Origin of the sequence: Rhizobium sp. AG855 (assembly GCF_003610655.1) — a bacterium.
Taxonomy (GTDB): domain Bacteria; phylum Pseudomonadota; class Alphaproteobacteria; order Rhizobiales; family Rhizobiaceae; genus Allorhizobium; species Allorhizobium wuzhouense.
Window position 1 is genome coordinate 3,049,854 of record NZ_RAQG01000003.1, and the last position, 23,814, is coordinate 3,073,667.

Here is a 23,814-nt window from a genome sequence, read left to right on the forward strand (position 1 = left end):
ACGCGACGAGACCGCGCCCGACCGAAACGCATTCCCGTGGAGCCAGGCCAGCGGCGACGACGGAGAATTGCCATGCCTGAACGTGACTACGACTGGATAGCCCGGCGGGCCTATACGCTGTGGGAAGAAGAAGGGCGCCCACATGGCGCCGACGAGGCCCATTGGCTGTCTGCCTTGGGCGACTGGGAGAGGCTTCAGGCGTCGGCAGACGAGACCACGGAAAAGGCAGGGAGGCGCATCGCCCAGGCGCAGGCATCGGCCGAGGAGGAAGGCCTGATCATCACGGAGGAACCCATCCAGCAACCGCGACGCAAGGCGGTCAGGAGCAAGAAAGGGTGACGAAAGTGGCCGGACTTGATCTTTCACTGGCCCTCAGCCGGGCACAGTTCATCCAACGCGTTCGTGCGGCCTATCACCGCGACGAGGAAGAGGTGCCCAACCGCCGTCGTGCCATCACCCGCGTGCCTTTGCACGTGCTGGCCGTGACCTCGGAAATCTATCCGCTGGTGAAGACCGGCGGCCTGGCCGATGTCACAGGCGCGCTGCCGAAGGCGCTCGCCACCTACGGCATCGAGACCCACACCCTGATCCCCGGATATCCGTCCATCCTGGCTTTGGCGCGGCTTCACCCGCCATTGATGGAGTTCGACGACCTGCTCGGCGAGAAGGCGAGCCTGCGACATCTGGAGATCGACGGGATCAGCCTCTTCGTCCTCGACGCCCCGGCACTCTACGACCGTCCGGGGGGGCCCTACGTCGACGAAAACGGTTACGACCATCCCGACAACTGGAAGCGCTTTGCGGTTCTCTCCCTCGCCGGCGCGGAGATCGCAGCCGGGGCACTGCCCGGATGGCGGCCGGATCTCGTGCACACGCACGACTGGCAGTCGGCTCTGACGTCGGTTTACCTGCGCCAGATGGGATCGCCGGTACCGGTGGTGCTGACCATTCACAACCTTGCCTTCCAAGGCCAATATTCTGCGGATCTGCTGCCGTATATCGGTCTGCCGCCCGAGGCCTATTCCGTCGATTCCATGGAGTATTTCGGCGACATCAGTTACCTGAAGGGTGGATTGATGACCGCCGACCACATCACCGTGGTCAGCCCGACCTATGCCCGCGAGATCCTGTCTCCGACTTTCGGCATGGGTCTGGATGGGGTGCTGAACACGAAGATCGACCGCCTTCAGGGCATCGTCAACGGCATCGACAACGAAGTGTGGAATCCGGCCACCGACCCCTATCTTCCGTTCCGCTTCGACATGAAAAGCCTGCGGAACAAGAAAAACAACAAAGCTCTGCTCCTGGAGCGTTTCAACCTCCAGCCCGGTGACGGGCCATTGTTTTCGGCGGTGACACGCGTGACCTGGCAGAAGGGCATGGACATGCTTGCCGAGGTGGCGGACGAGATCTTCTATCGCGGTGGCCGGTTGATCGTACTTGGCCAGGGCGATCATGCGATCGAGGATGCGCTGAAGTCAACTGCGGCCCGCTTCCCCGGCAAGATGGCCGTCAGTGTCGGATACAATGAACCGACGGCGCATTTCATTCATGGGGGATCGGATGCGATCATCCAGCCATCGCGTTTTGAACCCTGCGGGCTGACCCAGCTTTATGCCATGCGCTATGGCTGTGTGCCCGTCGTCTCCCGGACGGGCGGCCTGTCGGAAACGATCATCGACGCCAATGACGCGGCGCTGTCGGCAAGGGCAGCAACGGGTTTCCAGTTTCATCCGGTTCGTCCGGAGGGCTTGCGCCAGGCGCTTCGGCGCGCAGCGGACGCTTATGAGGACAAACGCAAATGGGCGCGACTGCAATTGCAGGCCATGCGTGCCGATTACTCCTGGGATCGCAGCGCCGAGAGTTACGCACAGGTCTATGGCCGCCTGACGGAACAGCGGTTCCAGGCCACGCATTGAGGACATGCACCCACGAAAAAAGGACCCGGCGCTCACCGGGTCCCTTTTTCGTCCAGGGTGATTGGATCACAAGATCCCTGATCTTGCTCTACTTTTCCAACCGGCGCCAGGCACCCTGGGATAGGGTTGCCCCTACCATTCTCATCGCCAATCTTCTGCTCGCTGCTCCGTTCCGACAGGACCACCGCGAAGGGCAATGCTGCGCTCCAGTGCTGCGATATCATCGCTTGTCGCGGGCACAGGATCTTCTGCAATCGCTTCCAGCACGGCCGGATCGAGCGCACCGGAGCGCAATGCCATGCGCAGCGTCTCACGCGTTTGGCGCTCCGCCTCCAGCTGGGCAAAGAGCGCGATGATCAGCCGGTCGCGGGGATCCGGATAGCGACGCCATTGTGGGGGGCGGACTGTCTGGGCCATGGCCTTGTCCTTTCAGGTAGACAATTCGGTTCTGCAGGAAACTTTTATCGCCCGCCATTGTTCCCCTTTCGGGTCCGCAGAAAGCCCAGGGAGCAAGACATGCCGGATAATGCCCAGACGATCGAAGGTCGATTGAACGCCCATCGGGAGATCCTCATCTCCCTTTTGACGGAAGCGCTGCTGGTGCCCGGCGGGCCTCAGCATCTGTTGCGCAACCTGGAACAGGAAGTGCTCCTGCGTGACGGGTCGGAGGATCCGGGTGCCACGCCGTCTGCCGGCGTTGGACGCGGCAACGAGAAAAGCCAGGAGATCCGGGAAATCCTCGATACCGCGAAGGAAAGAGCCGAAGCGCTGAGGCGGATCACCATGGAAAATGCGGACGGAACGGCTTCGTGATGTGTGTCCCCCGCGACATTCGGACGAGGCCTTCACACATCAGGACTTGTCTTTATCGCGAAGATCGAAATTGACATTCCAATCCTATGGTGGGTTCTTCCCATTCGCTGGCCGTTTGTGGGTTGTGGCGTCTTGCGAACCCGTTATCACCGTGGGCTTGGCACTGACGACACCATCATTGTCTCCGCCATGCTGCGTGCCGACGAACTGTCCGGTGGCATCTTTTCAATACGCTCCGACTGTTTCTTGGCCGACCCCGCTTTTTCGGAGTTCTCTTGGCGATCCTTGTGCACGCTCATGTCTCCTCTGTCGTGTGTGAAAGACAACAGAGAAGCAATCGCAAGGTTCCAGGTCAGGTCGTCGTGCCCCCGGTAAAGGCGCTGAGCGGCGCCAGCAGTTCCCAGCGCAGACCGCTTGGATCGAAGTCCATCGTCACCTCGCCTGCGAAAGAACTGGCTGCGTGCCGTTCGATGACTGTGGAACCAAAACCGCGGCGGGTGGGCGTGATAACAGGCGGTCCGTGCTGCTCTGTCCAGGTGAGCCGCAGCTTCGGATCTTCGGAAGTCTCGTCCTCCACGATCCATTCCACACGGATGCGCCCCTCCAGCACCGACAGCGCGCCGTATTTCACCGAATTGGTCGCCAGTTCGTGGAAGACGAGGCCGAGATTTTGAACCGCACTCGCGTTGACCAGAAGATCGGGTCCCCGGCGCTCGACCCTGTCGGCCGAGCCTGCGACTGTCGCCAGCTGAAGATCAACGAGGTTTGCCAGCGGAATTCCACCCCATTCCTGCCGGGCGAGCGCTTCGATGGATTGGGCAAGGCCTGCCAGCCGGCCGCTCACAGCGCGCTGGAAACCCTCCACACTGTCGGCACTGCGCGCGAGTTGGCGCATCATCGCCTGCACCAGCGACAGGATGTTCTTCGTGCGGTGAACCAGTTCCTGCAGGATGAAATGAATGCGCTCTTCGGCCTCGGCACGATCAAAGGACGCATTGGAGAGCGCGATGGCGACCTGGTTCGCCTCAACGATCCGCGTGCGCGCCGGCGAGACGATCTCGCCCTTGCCGATCCGGTCCGCCATCAAAGCGATGGTGCGGATCGACGACCGCAACTGATGGGCCGCAATCAGGGCGACGGAGAGACTGATGGTGAGAATGACGAGGCTTCCGACCAAGAGGCTCTTCCAGGCTGCAACAAACGTCTTCTGTGCGCCGGCAACAGGACCCCAGACTGCGACACGCCAGGGCCAGTCGGTTACCCGGGCATAACCCAGCATATACTGGTCACCATTCTGATAGAAAACCGCGCTGCCGTTCGGTCCGAACATCAGCTCCAGCCACCCTTGCGGAAACTGCTCGCCGGAAGGGCGGCTGTCGATACCGCTGGAAACGACCACCTTGCCATCGTCATCGAGAAGAGCTGCCGACCAGCCGGGCGGCAAGTTTTCCCGCGACGTATGACTGGCGAGGCTTTCAGCATCCTGGGTGAGGACCACCGCATCCACCCCGGCGCGATTGCCTTCTGGGACCGGCATGGTGAGGTTGACCACCCATTGCTGACTGGTGTGGCCGAAAAAGATGCCGGACAGCTCGACATGACCGGAGCGCAGAGCCGACTGCAGCGAAGCGATGTTCGACATGGGTTGAAGCGAGGAGCCCCAGGGTCTGCGGGTGTTCAGGAGCTGTCGGCCGTCCCGTCCGACAAGCAGGATATACATCGAACTTCCTTTGAGGCTTCCGGCAACCCGATCGTAAAAGGCTTCGAGATTGCCGTCCTGCACCTCCGGCGAGTTTGCGATCAGTGTCAGGGTGGTCTCAAGGTCGGAAATCTTGCGCTCGACACTTCGACCGATGTTTTGAGCGTCCCGGCCGGCATTGACCTTGAGCGCCTGGAACTGGGACTGTTCGAGTTCGAGAAGAAGAAACGCGGCGAAACCCAACAGAGGCAGAGTGGAGAGCGTCACCATGATCGTCAGATAGGTGCCGATCGAGGCCGTCGGGAACAGATCGCGAAGGAGCCGCCTGAGCCACGTCATGGGCCTGCCCTGCGGAAGGGCTTGTCTTCAGGCCGGACATAATCCGGATCGAATTCCTCTGTGATCGCCGAACGCCAGGCGAACCAAAGTCGGACTCCCGCGTTAGGCTCCAAGGACAAACGCGGGAGCCCGACATGGTTTTCAAGCCACAGCAGTTTCACGATGAAAATTCGGCAATGGCGGATGCGTTTCCCGTCGAAGCTTCGCTTGAGCAGCAAGTGGCGGAGGCGCTCGCCATATCCGAGGGTCTGGACGCGACCGAATTGACGGTCGTCGCCACGGGAGGAGAGATCTTTCTCGGAGGGTGGATCGGATCGCGGGATGAACTCGATCGGGCTGTGGAAATTGCGCTTGCGGTCCCAGGCGTCCAGACTGTCACCGTGCAGATGCAGTCTCCCGGCCTTCCCTGAGAAGGAGCCAACAGGGAACAATGACGATGGGAAACATCGTCTGTTCACTGCCACACTGTTTGCGATCCTGAGTTCCAACCCTTTGTCAGCTTTCGATCGGCATTGTCAGGCCTATGCCTGACCACCTCCACCGACATGGATCGACATCGAAGGCCCACGTCCGGCGGGCGACCAGATGTCCGATCGGCCCTGAACCTCATGCATTCGTCCGCGCAAATCCTGCTGGCGAAGCACGAATTTGCTGCGCGTGCCTGCCAGCTTTTCAGAGCAAAGGCGAGCCGCCTCGACAGCAAGCCTGTAGCTCGGATACACGGCCGACTGACGGCCCTCGAAGACAAACGCCCAGCCTGCAGCTTGGGGGATGATGTCGCAATAGGTCTCACTCATGGCCGCACTCCTCCTGATCTCGTGATAAACACCTCTGCGGCGCTCCGGTTCCCGCGACGGCCCAAAATAAATCGCCGCCGGCGTCAGCCTCGAACAAAGATGAGGCCCTGGGCTGAGAGTTCTGCGAGGTCCAGCACGCCGGTTTCGGCGGAGGTGGGCAGCACATGGATGACCTGTCCCCGCACGGGAGGGATTTTGGCAGGCACGTCGGTGAAATTCGCCCTCAATTGCCAAAGGGTTTCCCCCAGCTGCCAGTCGACCGCCAGAATGCCGTCCTGTGCCTTCAGGACTTGGCCGGTGTCACCACCAATGTTTTCGAGCAGTGGCATCAGATGGTCTCGGCGTTTTCCGACAAGGGTCTTGAAATAGGCCCGCGCTTCCCTGCCGTTCGAGGTGTTCATCTCCTCCCAGTCCAGTTTGGAGATGCGGAATGTTTCGGGGTCATTCGGATCAGGCACTTCATCCACCGTCACATGGTCGCCAGCGCCGAAATCCCGGGCCTGTTGCAAGCGATCGTCAGGGGTATTCTGCTGCAGCTCCTCGGGATAATCGCTGAAAAAGAAGAACCGGGATCGGCTGGCAAATTCGTCGCCCATGAAGACCAAAGGTATCTGCGGCGAGAGAAGCAGCATGGCCATCAACCGCTCGCGCAAGCCCTTGTCGATCTGCGCCCACAAACGGTCCCCTCCCACCCGATTGCCGACCTGATCGTGGTTTTGAATGAAATTGACAAAGGTGACAGGGGGAAGGTGTCCGCTCGGCTCTCCGAAGATCTCGTCTCCCCGCCCCTCGATCGTCTCACCCTGCAATGCGAAACCGCTGGCCAGCGTCTTGCCGATCCGCGGCCAGAAGTCCCTCGCGAAGGGCTTGTAGTGCCCTCCATGCTCGCCGGTGGCCCAGGCATGGATGAGATGATGATAGCCATCGTTCCATACGCCGTCATAAAACCGCACGGAATTGTCTTTGTCCCGCTCGTGAAAGCGGGTGATCCCGCGGGCATCCTCCAGAACCAGATGGACGTGGCGACCAGTCAAGCGTTCGCGAACCGCAAGCGCCAATTCCTCCAGGATGTGTATTGCCGACGTCTCGTCCCTGATCTGGTCTGCCGCATCGAAGCGCAAGCCGTCGAGATGAAACTCCTCCAGCCAATAGAGGGCGTTTTCGATAACGAAATCGCGCGACGGCTTCCGCTCAAAATCGATCGTCGGCCCCCATGGTGTGCCCTCCTCGTGCATCACTTCGGGCGCATAGACGGAGAGATAATTGCCGTCGATGCCGAAGTGATTGTAGACGACGTCCAGCATGACCATCAGGCCCAGTTCATGAGCACGGTCGATGAAGGCCTTCATGTCGTCGGGAGTGCCGTAGGACGGGTGCGGCGTATACAGGAGCACACCGTCGTAACCCCAACCGCGTGTCCCGCCGAAAGCCGCAACCGGCATCAGCTCCACGACGGATATGCCGGCCTCGGCAAGATCTGCAAGTTTTTCAGCCGCCGCAGCAAAGGTGCCCTCCGCAGTGAAGGTGCCCACATGCAGTTCGTAGACCACCGCCTCGCGCCAGGGTCGCCCTTGCCATTCGCCGTCACGCCAGCGATAGGCCGTTGGATCGACGACCAGAGAAGGACCATGGACGTCGTCCTTCAGGGCCCGGCCGGCCGGGTCGGGAACGACAAGACCGTCGGGCAGCACATAGGCGTAAGGCGTGCCGGGCGCGACATTGCTCACGCTCAGCTCGAACCAACCGTCGAATGTCCGCGACATCGGCAGGTCCTTATCCGCAAGACGCAGCGTCAGCGCCTTGAGGGACGGTGCCCAGATGCGGAAACGAACTTCACCGGCAGCGGTGTATTCAGCGCCCCAGCTTTTTGGGGAGACCCGAGATTGCGATCGCCCGCCATTGGCTGTGGGCCGTTGTGCCACGTTCATTGCATCCACCTTTCGTCGCCGTTTCCCGCATCGAACGGCAGGTTGCGGGAAAGGTTCCGAATGAAACTGGTGGCGGCCTGCGGTGCGGATGGAGGAACTTTTGGCGACCGACGCGGATTGTCCCTGGTGACGGCGGATGAAACACACCGCCCTTTCGCAAACCAGGAGAAACGTCATGGCCTTCATCGATGGTGCCACGCCGCCCCAGACGCCCCCCGCCGATCAGCCGCCCATGCCAGCGCCAACCTGGGTGCCAGAGATCGAAGAGCCGGCGCCGGATCTCTTGCCGGATGAATTCCCGAACCCCAATCCCGACGAAAACCCGGAACCGCCGGTGATCGAACCGGGAGTCGGCATTTAGACTGTTGCCGTTGACGACCTGGCGTCCCCAACGCCCCCGCTGTTAGACAAGGATGACTTAGTCCCCGCTTCTTTGGCTCAGCGCAGGCCCGCGACCTTGTTCCAGCTCTTCGAGCCGGACACCCAGTTCTGCCAATCGGCAACCGAGCCGCGGAAGACGTTGAGGTCGATCTTCCCGTTGACACCCTGGGAAAGACCAGAGCCGGAATACTGCCAGAAGACCCATTTGCGTCCTGGATAGGTTTTCGACGGGTGGGCAGCGACCGATCGCAGCCAGAAGGGATAATCAAGGAAATGGCCGTCCAGATTGTCCTTGTAGAAGTCCGGGGCCGTGTAGATGACCGGGCGCTTACCGTAGTGGCGTTCCAGGCGATCCATGAAGACCTGCATCTTTTCGCGTGCCTTTTCCGGTGACAGGCGGAAGCGGCAGCTCGATTCGCCGTTGTATTCAACGTCGATAACAGGCGGGAGTGCGTCCGGATCGCGCGGGACGTTGCGGATGAACCAGTCGGCCTGATCGCTTGCGACACGGCACCAGTAGAAGAAGTGGTAGGCGCCGCGCTTGAGACCGGCCTCCTTGGCCTTGCGCCAATTGGTGCGGAACATCGGGTCGGTGTGATCACCACCATCGGTCGCCTTGATATAGGCGAAGTTCGCACCCTGGCTTCTCAGCTTCACCCAATCAATATCCCCCTGCCAGCGCGATACATCCACGCCATGCACGGCGTGGTGCTTCGGCTTGACCTTGCCGAAATTCATCGGCTTGGCATCGCGGAACCGCTGGCTGTAGACGCGGTGGCGGCCACCGGCGCTCGGCGCCTGTTCTTCAGCAGGCGCCATGGTCGGTGGCAGGGAAGACGCCGGCGGGACGGGCGGCATCAGCATGGCGACGGGTCGCGGATCCGGCACCGGCATGCCGGCTGACATCGTCGCGGATTCGAAATGGGCCTGGTTCGGCGTATTGCCCGCCCAGGCTAGGGCTTCGGGATGCGATCCGGTGTCCTGAGGCGGTGTGATCGCGCCGGTCTGTTCGTCGACCGCGACAGCCGGAACGGGAGCCGCTGCCTGAGCAACCTGCGTTTTCGGCTGCGGCGCCAGCCCCAAGGCGTCGATGGGGCTTGTCCGCGCCGTGCAGCTGGTCAGAGCCAGCGTGAGAGCGAGAAGGGACGGAAGAGCCTTGAAACGCATGACACAGGAACTCGCAGGTTGGCCGGGCACACGCGCGTGCACCCGGGAACTCCGGGAATGGCTAACAAAGCTTTACGGGCAAATGCTGAATGCAATCTTTACGGACGCGGTTAACGCCGGAAGTTGGCCGGACTTGACGACCATTGGACATTGGTTGCCGGGGGCTTGCCAAGGTTCCTTGGCCATGGAACCTTCCGGCATCAAACCGGGAGATGCCTATGAAATATTTGATCCTGACCAGCATTGTGATGTCGGTTGCCCCTGTCGCCTCCGCGCAGGCCGCCGTTTCCGGCTACTATGACAGCCTCGAGCGCATTGGCACGATCCTCGCTGACGGGCGCTTGGCGGACATTCTGCACCAGCAGCCGATCGGCGCAATCAGCAACACCGGCACACGGAAGGACGGCGCAGCGGAGTGGACGATCCGGACGCAAGACTGTGACCTGAAAGTCTATCTGGTCCCGACCCTGCCGAATGGACCGGGCAAGACGACGTATGCGATCGACGTGCCCGCAGGACAATGCGACTGACTGCGGGGCGTCGAGACACCAGGCAAAATGGCGTGTCGTCAACACGGTAAAAAACATGATTGAAAAAATCATGTTAAGGGAATAAGCAGCAGGCAGCGAACCTCAAAGGAGCCGACGCATGCCTGCATTCCGCCGATTGGCCATTGGCCTGACCCTCACATTGAGCCTTGCCGGTGCTGGCACAGGCCATGCTGAAGACGCCAAGACCCGTACTTTCACCGACGAGCGAGGCGTTACGGTTCAGGTTCCCGCGCATCCGCAGCGCATCGCCTCGATCTCCTTCTTTGCAACCGATGTGGCGCTGGCGCTCGGCCTGAAGCCGGTGGCCACCACCTACATGGTTCCCGATCGCCATCCGGACTATCTGCTTGGGCTGACCCAGGATATCCAGCAGATCGGCCAGCGGGCGAAGCCCAATCTCGAGCTTTTGTCCGAGTCAAAGCCGGATCTGATCGTCGCGATGGCGCGCTACACGGTTGGCAATGCCGAAGCCCTGCAGAAGATCGCGCCTTACATTGCCTACAATATGGAGCTTCTGAGCGAGAGCTATACGGAAGTGGCACAGCTTTCCGACCTTCTGGGCAAGCCCGAACGCGGGCTTGAACTGAATGCCGAGTTCAAAAAGCATCTCGAGGAATTCGCCGCCAAGGCACCGAAGGACCAGCATCCGCGCTTCCAGATCATGTGGGGCGGTGACACGCCCTTCTCGTTCCACACGGAAAACACGGCTGCCTCGATCGTGGCCGCACTCGGCGGCGACAACATTGCCGGACCGATGACACCCGGCGGCAAGTTCGGTCTCGAAATCAGCCTGGAGACCATGCTCGAAAAGGACCCTGAGGTGATCTTCGTCATGGATAGCGGCCCAGACCGCCCACATGAGAACAATCCGATCTGGAGCCAGCTGTCGGCGGTCAAGAACGGGCGGGTCATCTATGTCGGCGACGAATGGGTGGAAACCAACGGCCCGATCGCGCGCGAACTGGTGCTGCGCGAAGCCGCCCACTATCTCTACCCCGAGACTTTCCCGGCCGTCGACATCAAGGCCGAGGCGGCGAAGATCATTCCCGCCAGCCTGCAGCAATGACATCCGTGACACCTGTCGGCCCGGTCAGGGCCGACAGCATGCGCGCCGTGATCCTGCTGGTGGCCCTTCTGGCCGCAGCCGCAGTCGTCATTGCCGCCGGCCTGACCTTCGGCACCAAGCCGCTTGCGGCAGAAGCCGCACTTCGCGCGCTGTTTCGACCGGACGGCAAGCTCGACTCGATCCTGGTCTGGGCTTTGCGGTTGCCGCGCAGCCTCGTCGCTTTCGTGGGTGGCGCGGGCCTCGCGGTCTCCGGCTATCTCCTGCAGACCCTGACACGCAATCCGTTGGCGGGGCCTGGCCTGACCGGCGTCAGCGCCGGCGCCGTTACGCCCATTGTCGCCTGTTTCGTTTTCCTGCCAACCCTGTCATCGGTCTTTTACCCCCTGATCGGCCTCATTGGCGGACTGTCGGCCTGCGCCGTCACCTTCTGGATCGCGCGTGGCGGCAATGCGAGGCCACTGCATCTGGCGCTCGCCGGGATCAGCGTGTCGCTGTTTCTCGGCGCGATCACGACCTACATCCTTCTCCTCAGTGGCCCGCAGGTCCCTTCCCTGCTCTTCTGGCTGTCCGGCGGGTTTCAGGGACGCAGTTGGCCTCAGCTCGTGCAAATGCTCCCCTGGGTGGTCGGCGGGACGGGTCTGGCGCTTTGCTGTCATCGCATCCTGCAAATCCTGGCGCTGAGCGATCAGGCTGCGGCCGGCATGGGGCTCAATCTTGCCCTGTGGAAGCCGCTGCTGCTCTTCGTTGCGGCCCTGCCCGTCGCCGGTGTTGCGCCCATTGCGGGTCCGGTCGCCTTTGTCGGGCTTGCAACGCCCCATATCGTGCGCCTGCTGAAACCCGGCGGACCGGCCTGGTCGATCATGCTCAATGTCGCCGCAGGTGGCCTCATGACCGTCAGCGCCGATCTTGTCGCCCGCAGCGTCGCCCTGCCCAAGGAGATCCCTGTCGGGATCGTGACCGCGCTGATTGGCGGACCGATCTTCATCTACCTCGTCCAGCGACGGGCACTCAGTTTCACGGGGAATGCATGAGCAGCAGCCCGCACCTCGCACAAGCCCGACGACAAGCCTATCTCCTGCCGGGCCTCCTCGCCTTCATGCTGGTTTGCCTTGTGCTTGCCGTCTTCCTCGGCGTGGTCGATCTCGATCCATCCGACACACTGGCCGCACTGACGGGCCAAGGCTCGGCGGAAGCACATGCCATCATTCTCGATATCCGGCTGCCGCGCATCCTCACCGGCATGCTGGCCGGGGTTCATTTCGCGCTGGCGGGATTGCTGCTGCAATCGATCACGCGCAATCCCCTTGCCGATCCCTCGCTGATGGGCGTCTCGCAAGGCGCAATGCTGGCTGTCAGCGGGTTCCTCGTCATCTCCGTCTACAGCCACGACACCGGCTCCACCACGCTGCAGGAACTGCCCGTTCACTGGCTACCGTTGATCGGGACCCTCGGCGGCCTGGCGGCGGGCGCGTTCATCTATCTCATCGCGTTCCGCCGGGATCTCGGTCCCCTGCGCATTACACTATGCGGCATTGCGGTTGGCGCCGTGCTGCATGCCATCGGCATCGGCCTGATGGCTGGTTGGGGATCAGGCCGCCTGGAAGTGCTGCTCGAATGGTTTTCCGGAAGCCTCTATGCCCGTGGCTGGCAGCATGCTCTGTTTCTCCTGCCTTTCACCATCGCAGGCCTTGCCGTCCTGCCGGTGGTCCGCCGGCCGCTGGATCTGCTGCGCTTCGATGCGACGGTCGCCCGCTCCTTCGGCCTGTCCTATCGAACACAATTCTCCGTCGTGCTGCTGATTGCCTGCACGCTCGCCGCCAGCGCAGTCGGTGTCGTCGGGCCGGTCGTGTTCGTCGGGCTGATCGTGCCGCATATGGCACGGTTCCTCGCCGGGCAGCACACACGCATCGTCCTGCCACTGACCATCATGCTCGGGGCGATCACCATGACGCTCGCCGACCTTGCGGGACGGCTGGCCGGCGGGGCGGAGGAAATCCCGATCGGCGTCGTCACCGCAATCTGCGGTGTGCCGCTGCTCGTCGCGCTGCTGCGCAGAACGCCATGAGGACCGCGATGTTATCCTGTTCCAATCTGTCGATCACCTACGGCGCGCGCAAGGCGCTGGAGCGTTTCAACCTCACACTGGAACCCGGCGAGATCCGCGCCCTGATCGGTCCGAACGGCTCGGGCAAAAGCACGGCGCTTCAAGGTCTCGCCGGTCTGGTCAAACCTGTGGAAGGCAGCGTGGCGATCAACGGCGCTCCGATCTCCGGCATGACCCGCCGCCAGATCGCGCACCGGCTTTCCTTCCTTCCGCAGCAGCCGACGGCACCCGACGAAATGACCGTCGAGCAACTGGTTCGCCAGGGTCGCTTTGCCCATGTCGGCCTGTTCCGGCGCTATGATCAGAACGATGAGGACGCCATTGCATGGGCGATGGAGAGCACCGGCCTTTCCGCTCTGGCAGAGCGAAGCCTGAGCGCGCTTTCGGGCGGGGAACGACAGCGGGCCTGGATCTCTGCAGCACTGGCGCAGGAAGCAAAAATCCTGCTGCTCGACGAACCGACTTCGTTCCTCGATATCGGCTACCAGATCGAGGTGCTCGACCTCGTCCACCGCTTAAGCCGAGACCGCGGGGTCACCGTGGTCATGGCGATCCACGACCTCAATCAAGCCCTGTCGATTTGCGACCGCATTTCGCTCATGGAACGGGGCCGTATGGTCTTCGACGGCATTGCGACCGATCTCGCCCAAAGCGGCATGATCGAACGGGTTTTCCGCGTCGACGGGCAGTTTGTCCAAATCTCCCCGGACGGCCCGCCACATTTCGACGTTCATCTCCAGCGATGGGCGGACCCGGTTACCCGGTCCGCCTGAGCTTTCTCACGCCTTGATCAGGCGGAAGACGATCTTGGTCTGACTGTAGTAGTCCAGCGCGGTCGCGTAATCCGGCGTCCAGCCGCCCGGCTGGTAGGGAATGAAGCCGTCGAAAGCGAGTTTTCGCGCAGAGACGGCAAACCCGGCCCCGGCAAAAACGCGGGCGTAGTCCGTCACAGAACGGTCCTGCACCACCGTATTGGTGCGCTCTGCAACCAGCTTGCGCCAGGCCGGCCACAACGGATTGTCCGTATGGCAGCCCGTGACCGCGTAATACACGCCGCCGGGCTTCAGGACCCGCAGCATATCGGCGGCATGGGCTTCGATATCCTCGATGAGATAGATGACCTCGTGGCTAAAGGCGATGTCGAACTCGGCGTCCCAGCCGGCAAGCTTCGTATCCGTCTGATATTGGACCGGCAGATTGCCCTTGAGCGCATTCGCCTTGTCGATGGACTGTCGGGCGATGTCGACGCCGAGCGCCTTGCGGAACGGTCTGAGGGCATGGAGGTGGCGCAGGAAACCACCCTGATTGCAGCCAAAATCAAGGACTGCCTGACGCGACAGGTCGGGTTCCGGCACAAGCCCGATCAAATGCCGCCAGATGGGCGCATGACCATCCGCCATGGCATCCTCCGCATCGGGATCGATATACCAGGTGGAAATCGTTTCGGGCTGCTTCATGTCGGATACGCTCATTGAAAACACCTTATCATGACAAAATTCATCATGTTTTATTGCCTTAATGAGTCCGCTCAAAAGATTCCAGACTTTTGTTCGAGAATGAGGTCGGCAGGACATGCGCCAAAGCCAGCAAAGCAAATACCCGCGCCGCCGGCTGGATCGTGCACAGACGTCGCGGTCCGTGGACACGTTCAAACATTCACATGATGATGGAATGGAATGGAATGGTGCCCGGAGGCGGATTTGAACCACCGACACGCGGATTTTCAATCCGCTGCTCTACCAACTGAGCTATCCGGGCATCTCGGCTCTTTGACGAACCTTCCGGTTTCTCTCGAAACCGCCGGGCTATGTCCCCGGGAGCGAGCGGGGTTATAACATCTTGTTCGGCCATGGCAAGCGCTTGAGAGCACTTTTTTGAAGAAGATGTGAAAATCGCAGAAAAGTCAATCCGAACAAGAGGATCGCCCGGCTGACTTCGCAGCCGGAAACGCTTTTCAGGTGTAGCCCTCGTCGTCGGCCTTGGATTCGTCGTCGGCGACCGGGATGGCGTAAGAACCGTTCAGCCAGCGGGAGAGATCGAGATTGCGGCAGCGGTCGGAACAGAAGGGATAGTTCTCCCGCGTCGAAGGTCGGCGGCACTCGGGACAGGGCAGCGCCTTGCGCAGCGGCTCCACCTTGGCCACCCGCGGGCTTTCTTCATCGCGCATGTCAGCCCTCCGTCCAGCCGCTATGCACGTCGTAACCCTCGCCCTGGAGCATCTGCAGCGTTTCGAAGAGCGGCAGGCCGACGACATTGGTGTAGGAGCCGACGAGTTTCTGGACGAAGCTGCCGGCAATGCCCTGGATGGCATAGGCACCCGCCTTGCCGCGCCATTCACCCGAGGCCAGATAACATTCGATGTCGTAGCCCGAGAGCCGTTTGAAGCGGACCTTGGTTTCCACGATCTTCTGGCGCAGCTTGCCGTCAGGCGCGATCAGGCAGACGCCGGTGAAGACCCAGTGGCTGCGGCCGGACAGAAGATGAAGGGCGGAAGAGGCTTCCTGGATGAGTTCGGCCTTGGGCAGGATGCGGCGACCAACGGCAACCACCGTGTCGGCTGCCAGCACATAGCTGTCGTTCCAGGCGACATCCTTGCGGATCTGCTGGTACGCCGCCTTTGCCTTGTCGGCCGACAGGCGCCGCGCCAGCGAGCGCGGATGCTCGGATTTCTTCGGCGTTTCATCGAGGTCCATCGGCATCAGACGCGCGGGCTCGATGCCGGACTGCTTGAGCAGATCGACACGGCGCGGCGACCCGGAGGCCAAGATCAGCTTCTGTCTGAGTTCCATGTCACCTCGCGGCCGTTCTCGGCGGCGCTTACTTGAAGCGGTAGGTGATGCGGCCCTTGGTCAGGTCGTAAGGCGTCATTTCGACCAGAACCTTGTCGCCGGCGAGAACGCGGATGCGGTTCTTGCGCATGCGGCCCGCTGTGTGGGCGATGATTTCATGTTCGTTTTCGAGCTTCACGCGGAAGGTGGCGTTGGGCAGCAGTTCGGTGACGACGCCGGGGAATTCGAGGACTTCTTCTTTAGCCATAGAGCGGTTGTCTTTCCTGGGGTTTTAAACGGGGCGCGCAGAGGGCCCCTTAAAATGTGGGCGGAAACTACACAATCGCCCGGCATTTGTGAACCTTGTAGATTCGGCTTTCGGAAATTGTTTCACCGCGGGCGAAATCCCGGCTATTCCGGCGCCAGCACGAGCCTTTCGCGGATCAGTTTCGTCAGCCGATCCCGTACGTCACGATAGGCGGCAAGCCGCTGATCGCGGCTGCCCGTCTCAACCGTCGGATCGGGCATCGGCCAGTACTCCACGTCGACGGCGGAATGCCGGGTCAACTCAAGAGCCGCATGATGGGCCTCCGGCGTCAGCGTTACGACGAGATCGAAGAAGTCGTCGGCCATATCTTCGAGGGTCTGGGGCTGACGGCGGCCGAGCGAAAGGCCGATCTCGTCGAGCACCACGTCGACGAACGGATCACGCTCCCCCTTCCTCACACCTGCAGATGCGACCCAGGTGCCTGACGGCAAAGCCTGCCGTGCGATCGCCTCGGCCATGGGGCTGCGGATGACATTCTGGCCGCACATGAAGAGGATCGCGCCCGGGCGCGGTGTCCGGCGGCTCTCGATCCCGCCCTCCTGCACGTTTCCTAACCCCGCCAATAGAGCACGCAGACCAGGGTGAAGAGACGGCGGGCGGTGTCAAAATCAAGCTTGATCTTGCCTGACAGCCTGTCCATCAAGGTCTGCGAGCCGTCATTGTGGATGCCGCGCCGACCCATATCGATCGCCTCGATCTGCGATGGCGTGGAGGAGCGGATCGCCTCGTAGTAGCTCTCGCAGATCATGAAGTAATCCTTGATGATCCGCTGCAGCGGTGTCAGCGACAGAATGTGGACGGCGACGTCCTCCCCCGTCTCCGTCTTGATCGAGAAGACGAGCTTGCGGTCGACGAGGGACAAAAACAGCTTGTAGGGACCACCGGCATGGCCGACCGGCTCGAACGAGTTTTCCTCGATCAGGTCGAAGATGGCGACGGCCCGTTCGTGCTCGACATCAGGTGTCGAGCGCCCGATCGTCTCGTCCAGCACGACATCTGAGAGCCGGAAATCGCCCGCCGCCATGTCCTAGTCCCCGAGATTGAGACGGATGGCGACGGAACGGGCATGGGCTTCCAAGCCTTCCGACTTCGCCAAGGCGATGGCGGCGGGGCCGAGCTGGCGCAACTGGTCCGGGCCGAGCCTCAGGATCGAGGTGCGCTTGACGTAGTCCAGCACCGAAAGCCCGGAGGAAAAGCGCGCCGACCGCGCCGTCGGCAGGACGTGGTTGGAGCCGCCGACATAATCGCCAATCACTTCCGGGGTGTGCCGCCCGACGAAGATCGCGCCGGCATTGCGGATGCCTGCGAGCAGCGGCTCGGGATCATCGACCGCCAGTTCCAGATGCTCGGCGGCGATGCGGTTGGCGAGCGGAATTGAATCTTCCAGCCGGTCGACCAGAATGATGGCGCCGTAATCGCGCCAGCTGGCGGATGCCGTCTCGGCACGCGGCAAGGTCTTCAACTGGCGCTCGACGGCGGCCTCGACCGCTTTCCCCAAAGCCTCATCGTCGGTGATGACGATCGACTGGGCGCCGGTATCGTGTTCGGCCTGGGCGAGCAGATCGGCGGCCAGCCAATCCGGGTCATTGTCCTTGTCGGCAATGACGAGCACTTCCGATGGACCGGCGATCATGTCGATGCCGACGGTTCCGAAGACATGGCGCTTGGCGGCGGCAACATAGGCATTCCCAGGGCCGACGATCTTCGCGACCGGCGCAATGGTCTCGGTGCCATAGGCGAGGGCTGCCACGGCCTGGGCACCGCCCAAACGGTAGATTTCGGTGACGCCGGCGATCCTCGCCGCCGCCAGCACCGTCGGGTTGATGGCGCCGCCGGTTGCCGGCACCACCATGACGACACGCGGCACGCCCGCCACCTTGGCCGGCAGCGCGTTCATCAGAACGGAGCTCGGATAGCTCGCCGTTCCGCCCGGCACATAAAGGCCGACGGCATCGATTGCCGTCCAGCGGGAGCCGAGGCCGACGCCAATCGCGTCCTCATAGATGTCGTCCTTCGGCATCTGGCGGGCGTGATGGCGCTCGATGCGTTCTGCCGCGAGGTTCAGCGCCTCAATCAGTTCGGGTGACGTTGCCGCCACAGCCGCGTCGATTTCCGCGTCCGTCACGCGCATCGAGACCTGCGTGAAATCAATGCCGTCGAAGCGTTTCGAATAATCGGCCAAGGCCTGATCGCCCCGGGCGCGCACATCGTCGATGATCGTGCGCACGGCGTCGTTGACGTCGTCGGACACTTCACGCTTGGTCGTCAGGAAGGCGGCAAACCGTGCCTCGAAATCCCCCGATGTCTGATTGAGCCAGATTGCCACGTCCCCAGTCTTCCTCTTCACATGCTATGCGTTTGCCCGAAATCGCCGGCCAAGCTTGTCAGTCTGCCTCGTGTGCCGGTCGCGACGTCGTTTCCCAGGCACCGCCGGTATCGGCAAGCTGGGCCTCGATGCATTCGACGTCGAGCGCGATCACACCACCGCCGGCCAACACGAGTTCCACGACACCGTCGGGCCCCTCGCCCTTCACGGCAAAGCGAATGGCGAGAAGGCTCAAGACCTCCTCGGTCTTGTCGCGATCGAAGCCAATCGAGCGCACGGCCTCGACGCGCTTGAAGGTGAGTGCTGCGCGGCAGCGTTCGAAGCTCTTGGCACCTCGCTCAGCCTTTTCCCAGACGAAGCGATTGGCAACCAGCGAAAACAGACCGGAGCGGGGCGAAAAGGACAGGTGGGCAACCTTGAATACGGCGTCCTGCATATGGGCGGAGATGATCGCCAGATCATCCGCGTCGAGCGCCAGAAGCTTCACGTCTGCCATGTCACCTGTCCGTCCTGCCTTGCGGCGCTATCGTGTCTCATCCATCGCATTGCATGATGGAGTTCATGTTTTGGACATAGGTTGCCGCTTGTCCAGTGGCAACGGGACAAAAAGACTTTTCGCCCCGCAGCCGCCGTACCGCCATCAGAGTCAGGCGTGGATCAGTCGCTGATGCGCTCGACGATGGCGCCGCAACGGGTGAGCTTTTCTTCCAACCGCTCGAAACCGCGATCAAGGTGATAGACGCGGCTGACCATGGTTTCGCCTTCGGCGGCAAGGCCGGCGATGACCAGCGAGACGGAGGCGCGCAGGTCGGTTGCCATCACAGGCGCGCCGCGCAGGCGGGTGACGCCTTCGATGCGGGCGGTCTGGCCCGACAGCGTGATCTTGGCACCGAGGCGGGCCAGCTCCTGCACATGCATGAAGCGGTTTTCGAAGATCGTCTCCGTCACATGCGAGATGCCGTTGGCACGGGTCATCAGACCCATGAACTGCGCCTGCAGATCGGTCGGGAAGCCCGGGAAAGGTTCGGTGACGATATCGACCGGGCGGATCGCGTCGCCATGGCCGATGACGCGGATGCCGCCATCAACGGCCGAGACTTCTGCACCAGCGCGGCGGATCGCCTCGATCGCGGTGTCGAGAAGCGTGATGTCGGTGCCAGCAAGCGTCACATCACCGCCGGTCATGGCAACCGCCATGGCATAGGTGCCGGTCTCGATGCGGTCCGGCAACACGCGGTGACGGGCGCCGGAAAGGCTGGTGACGCCTTCAATGGTGATCGTCGAGGTGCCGGCGCCGGAGATCTTAGCACCCATGGCAATCAGGCAGTTGGCGAGATCGACGACCTCAGGCTCGCGGGCTGCATTGCCGATCACGGTTGTGCCGCGGGCGAGTGAAGCCGCCATCAGCATGACGTGCGTTGCACCGACCGAGACCTTCGGGAAGGTATAACGGGCGCCGATCAGGCCGCCCTTCGGCGCCTTGGCGTTGATATAGCCACCGTCGATTTCCATCTCGGCGCCGAGTGCCGTCAGACCTTCGATAAAGAGATCGACCGGACGCGTGCCGATGGCGCAGCCGCCAGGCAAGGATACACGGGCCTGGCCTTCGCGGGCGAGCAAGGGCCCGATGACCCAGAAGCTGGCGCGCATCTTGGAGACCAGCTCATAAGGGGCCGTGGTATCGGCCACCGTGCGGCAGGTGAAATGCACCGTGCGCGAATAGGAACCGTCCTGATGCTCGCGGCGACCGTTGACGGCGATGTCGACGCCGTGATTGCCGAGAATGCGGATGAGGCCTTCAACGTCGGCCAGATGCGGCACGTTTTCGAGCGTCAGTGTGTCCGACGTCAGAAGCGAGGCGATCATCAGGGGGAGCGCTGCGTTTTTCGCACCCGAGATCGGGATGATCCCGTTCAACGCATTGCCACCGACTATCCTGATGCGATCCATATGAGCCTGCGATACGGGCGAAGAGGCCCGCCTTTCCTGATGAGATGTAAGGGGTCAGCCAGTCTGGCGAGGCTGGCTGTTTAGACGAAAAGCATTTCAGGTTCAATCGAGCCTGCGGAACATGGTTTCATTCGCCCGAGGGGGCATCACGATCGGTTGTTCCATCCTCAACCGCACTCGCATCCGGATTGGACAAATTTGCGGCAGGCAGCCCCTCGCCGTCTTCCGCCTCGCCAGCGCGGCGGGCGCGGGCCTGTTGCTTGCGGCGGGCGAGATTTTCACGAAGCTTCACGGCGACCCGCAGCCGACGCTGCTCCTCGGCCGCACTCAGCTTCGGTTTTCCACGGCCGGAACCCGCCCGCTCTTGAGCATCCGAAACGTCGGTTTCTGCGATTGATGCCTTGTTTTCCAATGGATCTGTCATGGCCCGCTTGATAACCCAAAGCACCTTCGTGCAAAAGACCCGTATGACAACCTCTGAAAACTTCGGTCCATTTCGCTTTCCGGCTTGCACTGCCGGAAAGTCTATGGCAATAGGCCCCTCGTTCCGGGCGGACAAACGCTTCGCCCGCCAGATGCTGCTATAGCTCAGGGGTAGAGCACTCCCTTGGTAAGGGAGAGGCCGAGAGTTCAAATCTCTCTAGCAGCACCATTCCATCCCCTTGGATTTGCAGAACATATTGGATTTGCTTGAGGTCTGGCCGTCCCACTGGTACACAGCGGCGGTACACAATGAGCCTCGTAATGCCCTCACCTGCCCTCATCAGCAGACGCTTCTACCTTCGCGTCCGCGTTCCGAAAGACCTATTGAAGATCGCCCCTGGTCGAACCATTCATCTTCCGGTGGACGGCGTGTGGCGACCTGTGAAGGTGGGCAGTGCCGTCAAGCTGTCCTTGGAGACGAGCGACGCAACCGCAGCGAAGAGGCGCTTTGGTGAGGCCTACGCAGCGCTTGGGCAAGCCTGGGAGGCAATGCGGTCGGTACCGGCAGCACTCACCCACAAGCAGATGTTGGCGCTGGCTGGAGAAATCCGTGGCGCCTTCGTGTCTGCATTCGATGATGAGCCCGGCGCTGTCAAGATGTGGGCAAACGTCCTGGTGAAGAACCAGCGGGCAACAGCCGGGCACTCACACCCGCTCAAGATCTCCACTCCCGAGACGATCGCGCTGGATATGGAAAAGCGGTTCGGGAGCTTCGTAGACATCAAGCTGGCTCAGAAGGGCCTTTCGATCTCACCCGAACAACGCCCCGTCTTGTTACAATACGTGGCGCAGGCACTGGACGACGCTGCAGTGGTCAACATGGCCAAAGCCGATGGCGACTACTCGAACAGTGGCGCGACAGCCAAGTACCCCGATTTCGTTCCTACTGGGACCAACTCTCAGATCACGACAAAGCCGAAGCAGCAGACGGCATCCGCCCTCACCTTCACCTCTGTGATAGACGAGGAAGTCCGAAGGCGGTCGGCGGGCAAAGATGCCGTGCCGATGCGCGACGCGACCGTGAACAAGTTCAGAAGCGCAGCGGATGGGTTTCGCATCTTCCGGGGCAGCGACGATGCGACCATGGTCACAGCGCGAGAGGCCGACGACTGGAAGCAGTCCATGCTCCGCGAAGGCAAGCTTTCGAACAACTCGATCAAGCAGCGCCTGCAGAACCTGCGGACCGTCCTGCAATGGGCGCGGCAGCACAGCCTCGGGGAACTGTACGCAACCGGAAATCCGCTCGACATCGTCAAAGCACCGGCCTTCCAGACCGTGGCCAGCGACGCCCGTACCTACACCATGGACGAAGCTGCAACGGTTCTGTTGGCAGCGCGGCAGCAAGCGGAACCTGAACTGCGCTGGCTACCTTGGATGTGCGCCTACACGGGCGCCCGGATTAACGAGCTAGCCCAGTTGACCCCTCGGGATTTCTTTACGGTCGGCGACGACTGGTACTTCCGATTGACCACAGCGGGCGGCAAAACCCTCAAAACCAAGGCCAGCGAACGCGTCGTGCCGATCCATCCGGCACTCGTCCAGGAAGGCCTGATCGCCTACATCGGCACCTTCCCCCCAGAAGGGGAAAAGCGCCTGTTCCATGTCTGGTCCACCCAGGCCGTTCAAAGATGGGTGCGCGAAAAGGTCGGGCTCACCCGTAAAGAACTCGCACCGAGCCACGGGTGGCGACACCTGTTTGAAGACCTTTGCATGAATGGTGGCATGACGGACGCAGCCCGCAGCTACATCACCGGACGTGCTACGGGCAAATCCAGCGAAGGCTACGGCAAGAGCCAAGCGATGCTTCCCGGCCTCGCCGACCAGATGCGCAAGGTCCCGGCAATTCCATTGAAGAAAAAGCGCGACGCCTGAGGAGCCCCGTGACGGGCTCATGTGCGGCATCGGGTTTCAGCTCCGACCCACCCACTGGTCGGCGACCTGCCGCGTCCATGCGTCCGTTCGGGGGCTTCCTAGCCCGACGTCTCAACTTCTTCTCGAATGGATAACTCATGCGTTCTTCAATAACTACCGTGAGCACTCAGGCTCTCTATAACCTCGCAATGGACCTCTCAGAAGGCTTCAAGCGGCGCTTCGCGTTCGTCGGCAACGGCCTGTTCATCCATCCCCCTTTCGCAGGCCGCAGCCTCTGGGTTGAGTGGCGGGAGGTATCGATCGGTCTCGGCATCGAACAAGACGAGACAGGTACCGTCCATCTGTTCGCCGGTCGGCTGCAGGGCACTCTTTCGACCGAGGGGACTCGCTGATGCTGCTCGCCATTCTTGCCGGGCTAGCTGCCTACATCGTCACCAATGGTCTTCTGGGAGCTGTCCACGGCTTCCTGTGCGGGAGCAGTCAGGCCATGTCGGCGCTACTCCGGTTCTCACCTCTCGCTTTCCCGATCAGACTAGCGTGTTGGGCCTTGGCGGCATGGGCTGGCTGGAGCGCGTTCGCCGCCGTGAACTGACCAATCGGACCGATTACCCCACCCCCAAAGAGCCATGCGGATTATCCCACCCCCTAGGAGAACAGCCGAGGGGGCGGGGTCGGCACCGGCAGAAACCCATATCGACGCCCTGCCTCAAGCCGAGGTGGGGCGTTTTCGCGTTCAAGCGCCACAAGGAATTCGATGTCTGAGATCAACAATACCGCCCCAACTTCCCACAAATGTAACCGACGCTACGAGATCGCCACCGATGGCGCTTGCAGCGGCAATCCCGGCCCTGGTGCCTGGGGCGCGCGACTGCTTTCCTGGGACGGGAGTGTTCTTCGTCGGCAGCCTAAGCAGCTGTCGGGCTGGCAGGAGGCTACCACCAACAACGAGATGGAGCTTTTCGCGGCGATGCACGCGCTGCGCTTCCTCAAGAACCGGACCATTCCGGTCACCGTCAAATCGGATAGCCAGTACCTGATCAAGGGCATGACCGAATGGCGAGAGGGATGGCTGGCAAGAGGCTGGCGAACGGCATCGGGTGAGCCCGTGAAAAACCGGGGGCTCTGGCTAGAGCTCTACGAACTCGTCGAGCACCGAGACGTCACCTGGACATGGGTCAAAGGCCACTCTGGCGATCCAGATAACGAGCGAGCCGATGCCCTCGCGAAACGCGCTCTTGCCCGCTTTCTTCGCGGCGAACGGTAAGCTCCTCACGACAAACGGCAGCGCTCTCCAGACGCAGGAGAGTCATCTGCATGCGACAA

The 23,814-nt window shown here is 61.8% G+C and carries 28 protein-coding genes and 2 tRNA genes; 14 read left to right on the forward strand and 16 right to left on the reverse strand.

All coding sequences use genetic code 11. The features are described from left to right. Positions 1 to 72 precede the first annotated feature (72 nt). Both DFO46_RS15060 and glgA read left to right on the forward strand, forming a co-directional pair. Positions 73 to 339 carry a DUF2934 domain-containing protein gene (locus DFO46_RS15060; RefSeq protein WP_110789980.1) on the forward strand — a complete coding sequence of 89 codons (267 nt, stop codon included), beginning with the start codon at positions 73 to 75 and terminating at the stop codon, positions 337 to 339. A gap of 128 nt (positions 340 to 467) precedes the next feature. Then, the gene (gene glgA / locus DFO46_RS15065) at positions 468 to 1,919 is read left to right on the forward strand and encodes a glycogen synthase GlgA (protein WP_183041941.1); all 1,452 of its coding nucleotides are present in this window, start codon (positions 468 to 470) and stop codon (positions 1,917 to 1,919) included. 141 nt (positions 1,920 to 2,060) lie between these two features. Here the strand turns inward: glgA and DFO46_RS15070 are convergent, their stop codons facing one another. After that, positions 2,061 to 2,336 carry a hypothetical protein gene (locus DFO46_RS15070; RefSeq protein ID WP_110789982.1) on the reverse strand — a complete coding sequence of 92 codons (276 nt, stop codon included), beginning with the start codon at positions 2,334 to 2,336 and terminating at the stop codon, positions 2,061 to 2,063. A gap of 99 nt (positions 2,337 to 2,435) precedes the next feature. Here DFO46_RS15070 and DFO46_RS15075 point away from each other — a divergent pair, with 99 nt between their 5' ends. Next, positions 2,436 to 2,732 carry a hypothetical protein gene (locus DFO46_RS15075; RefSeq protein WP_120277834.1) on the forward strand — a complete coding sequence of 99 codons (297 nt, stop codon included), beginning with the start codon at positions 2,436 to 2,438 and terminating at the stop codon, positions 2,730 to 2,732. A 352-nt stretch (positions 2,733 to 3,084) separates the two neighbouring features. Here DFO46_RS15075 and DFO46_RS15080 read toward each other — a convergent pair whose 3' ends face one another. Beyond that, positions 3,085 to 4,770 (reverse strand): sensor histidine kinase, encoded by a 1,686-nt coding sequence (locus tag DFO46_RS15080; RefSeq protein ID WP_120277835.1) that lies wholly within the window; start codon positions 4,768 to 4,770, stop codon positions 3,085 to 3,087. A 134-nt stretch (positions 4,771 to 4,904) separates the two neighbouring features. On the opposite strand from DFO46_RS15080, the gene DFO46_RS15085 reads away from it, so the two are divergent. Beyond that, entirely contained in the window at positions 4,905 to 5,180 is a 276-nt protein-coding gene (locus DFO46_RS15085) for a BON domain-containing protein (protein ID WP_110789985.1), read from the forward strand. Between the two features lie 111 nt (positions 5,181 to 5,291). Here DFO46_RS15085 and DFO46_RS15090 read toward each other — a convergent pair whose 3' ends face one another. Together DFO46_RS15090 and treZ are read right to left on the reverse strand one after the other, a co-directional pair. Continuing rightward, positions 5,292 to 5,567 carry a hypothetical protein gene (locus DFO46_RS15090; protein WP_183041905.1) on the reverse strand — a complete coding sequence of 92 codons (276 nt, stop codon included), beginning with the start codon at positions 5,565 to 5,567 and terminating at the stop codon, positions 5,292 to 5,294. A gap of 83 nt (positions 5,568 to 5,650) precedes the next feature. Continuing rightward, positions 5,651 to 7,495 carry a malto-oligosyltrehalose trehalohydrolase gene (gene treZ, locus DFO46_RS15095; RefSeq protein ID WP_183041906.1) on the reverse strand — a complete coding sequence of 615 codons (1,845 nt, stop codon included), beginning with the start codon at positions 7,493 to 7,495 and terminating at the stop codon, positions 5,651 to 5,653. A gap of 175 nt (positions 7,496 to 7,670) precedes the next feature. On the opposite strand from treZ, the gene DFO46_RS15100 reads away from it, so the two are divergent. Beyond that, complete coding sequence (locus DFO46_RS15100) at positions 7,671 to 7,856, forward strand: hypothetical protein (RefSeq protein WP_120278274.1); 186 nt, start codon at positions 7,671 to 7,673, stop codon at positions 7,854 to 7,856. A gap of 77 nt (positions 7,857 to 7,933) precedes the next feature. Here the strand turns inward: DFO46_RS15100 and DFO46_RS15105 are convergent, their stop codons facing one another. Further along, positions 7,934 to 9,043 (reverse strand): GH25 family lysozyme, encoded by a 1,110-nt coding sequence (locus DFO46_RS15105; RefSeq protein ID WP_120277837.1) that lies wholly within the window; start codon positions 9,041 to 9,043, stop codon positions 7,934 to 7,936. Positions 9,044 to 9,261: 218 nt separating this feature from the next. Between DFO46_RS15105 and DFO46_RS15110 the strand changes: the two genes are divergently transcribed. The 5 genes from DFO46_RS15110 to DFO46_RS15130 all read left to right on the forward strand — a co-directional run bounded on the left by DFO46_RS15110 (position 9,262) and on the right by DFO46_RS15130 (position 13,537). Next, positions 9,262 to 9,573, forward strand: coding sequence for a hypothetical protein (locus DFO46_RS15110; RefSeq protein WP_110789989.1), 312 nt, complete (start codon positions 9,262 to 9,264; stop codon positions 9,571 to 9,573). A gap of 118 nt (positions 9,574 to 9,691) precedes the next feature. After that, positions 9,692 to 10,660, forward strand: coding sequence for an ABC transporter substrate-binding protein (locus DFO46_RS15115; protein ID WP_120277838.1), 969 nt, complete (start codon positions 9,692 to 9,694; stop codon positions 10,658 to 10,660). Then, entirely contained in the window at positions 10,657 to 11,691 is a 1,035-nt protein-coding gene (locus DFO46_RS15120) for an iron ABC transporter permease (protein ID WP_245422576.1), read from the forward strand. The genes DFO46_RS15115 and DFO46_RS15120 overlap by 4 nt, the downstream gene beginning before the upstream one ends. Continuing rightward, a complete protein-coding gene (locus DFO46_RS15125) occupies positions 11,688 to 12,725 on the forward strand; it encodes an iron ABC transporter permease (RefSeq protein WP_120277839.1) in 1,038 nt (345 codons plus the stop codon). Before DFO46_RS15120 ends, DFO46_RS15125 begins: the two co-directional genes overlap by 4 nt. Before the next feature lie 8 nt (positions 12,726 to 12,733). Further along, the gene (locus tag DFO46_RS15130; protein WP_120277840.1) at positions 12,734 to 13,537 is read left to right on the forward strand and encodes an ABC transporter ATP-binding protein; all 804 of its coding nucleotides are present in this window, start codon (positions 12,734 to 12,736) and stop codon (positions 13,535 to 13,537) included. A 6-nt stretch (positions 13,538 to 13,543) separates the two neighbouring features. Here the strand turns inward: DFO46_RS15130 and DFO46_RS15135 are convergent, their stop codons facing one another. From DFO46_RS15135 to DFO46_RS15185, 11 genes are all read right to left on the reverse strand, one after another. Next, positions 13,544 to 14,236 carry a class I SAM-dependent methyltransferase gene (locus tag DFO46_RS15135; protein ID WP_120277841.1) on the reverse strand — a complete coding sequence of 231 codons (693 nt, stop codon included), beginning with the start codon at positions 14,234 to 14,236 and terminating at the stop codon, positions 13,544 to 13,546. Between the two features lie 210 nt (positions 14,237 to 14,446). Then, positions 14,447 to 14,522 (reverse strand) — tRNA-Phe (locus tag DFO46_RS15140). 196 nt (positions 14,523 to 14,718) lie between these two features. Then, positions 14,719 to 14,931 (reverse strand): DNA gyrase inhibitor YacG, encoded by a 213-nt coding sequence (yacG, locus tag DFO46_RS15145; RefSeq protein WP_110789994.1) that lies wholly within the window; start codon positions 14,929 to 14,931, stop codon positions 14,719 to 14,721. Between the two features lies 1 nt (position 14,932). Next, positions 14,933 to 15,553, reverse strand: coding sequence for a Maf-like protein (locus DFO46_RS15150; protein WP_120277842.1), 621 nt, complete (start codon positions 15,551 to 15,553; stop codon positions 14,933 to 14,935). 28 nt (positions 15,554 to 15,581) lie between these two features. Further along, positions 15,582 to 15,800, reverse strand: coding sequence for a translation initiation factor IF-1 (gene infA / locus DFO46_RS15155; RefSeq protein WP_004435948.1), 219 nt, complete (start codon positions 15,798 to 15,800; stop codon positions 15,582 to 15,584). A 143-nt stretch (positions 15,801 to 15,943) separates the two neighbouring features. Then, on the reverse strand, positions 15,944 to 16,348 hold the full coding sequence (locus DFO46_RS15160) for a low molecular weight phosphatase family protein (protein ID WP_120278276.1): 405 nt from the start codon (positions 16,346 to 16,348) through the stop codon (positions 15,944 to 15,946). A gap of 62 nt (positions 16,349 to 16,410) precedes the next feature. Continuing rightward, positions 16,411 to 16,884, reverse strand: a complete 474-nt coding sequence (locus DFO46_RS15165) for a UPF0262 family protein (protein ID WP_110789996.1) — start codon at positions 16,882 to 16,884, stop codon at positions 16,411 to 16,413. 3 nt (positions 16,885 to 16,887) lie between these two features. Next, on the reverse strand, positions 16,888 to 18,186 hold the full coding sequence (hisD, locus tag DFO46_RS15170) for a histidinol dehydrogenase (RefSeq protein WP_110789997.1): 1,299 nt from the start codon (positions 18,184 to 18,186) through the stop codon (positions 16,888 to 16,890). A 58-nt stretch (positions 18,187 to 18,244) separates the two neighbouring features. Beyond that, on the reverse strand, positions 18,245 to 18,682 hold the full coding sequence (locus tag DFO46_RS15175; RefSeq protein ID WP_120277843.1) for a DUF2948 family protein: 438 nt from the start codon (positions 18,680 to 18,682) through the stop codon (positions 18,245 to 18,247). Between the two features lie 161 nt (positions 18,683 to 18,843). After that, positions 18,844 to 20,136: a UDP-N-acetylglucosamine 1-carboxyvinyltransferase gene (murA, locus tag DFO46_RS15180; protein WP_110789999.1), complete on the reverse strand. Its 1,293-nt coding sequence runs from the start codon at positions 20,134 to 20,136 to the stop codon at positions 18,844 to 18,846. Positions 20,137 to 20,263: 127 nt separating this feature from the next. Next, complete coding sequence (locus DFO46_RS15185; RefSeq protein ID WP_147412772.1) at positions 20,264 to 20,560, reverse strand: hypothetical protein; 297 nt, start codon at positions 20,558 to 20,560, stop codon at positions 20,264 to 20,266. 153 nt (positions 20,561 to 20,713) lie between these two features. Between DFO46_RS15185 and DFO46_RS15190 the strand changes: the two genes are divergently transcribed. The 4 genes from DFO46_RS15190 (at position 20,714) to rnhA (ending at position 23,755) form a co-directional block, all read left to right on the forward strand. Next, positions 20,714 to 20,788, forward strand: a tRNA-Thr gene (locus DFO46_RS15190). A gap of 92 nt (positions 20,789 to 20,880) precedes the next feature. Next, on the forward strand, positions 20,881 to 22,491 hold the full coding sequence (locus DFO46_RS15195) for a site-specific integrase (RefSeq protein ID WP_120277845.1): 1,611 nt from the start codon (positions 20,881 to 20,883) through the stop codon (positions 22,489 to 22,491). Positions 22,492 to 22,628: 137 nt separating this feature from the next. Then, positions 22,629 to 22,883 carry a hypothetical protein gene (locus DFO46_RS15200; protein ID WP_147412774.1) on the forward strand — a complete coding sequence of 85 codons (255 nt, stop codon included), beginning with the start codon at positions 22,629 to 22,631 and terminating at the stop codon, positions 22,881 to 22,883. Between the two features lie 362 nt (positions 22,884 to 23,245). After that, positions 23,246 to 23,755, forward strand: coding sequence for a ribonuclease HI (rnhA, locus tag DFO46_RS15210; RefSeq protein ID WP_120277848.1), 510 nt, complete (start codon positions 23,246 to 23,248; stop codon positions 23,753 to 23,755). Positions 23,756 to 23,814 lie beyond the last annotated feature (59 nt).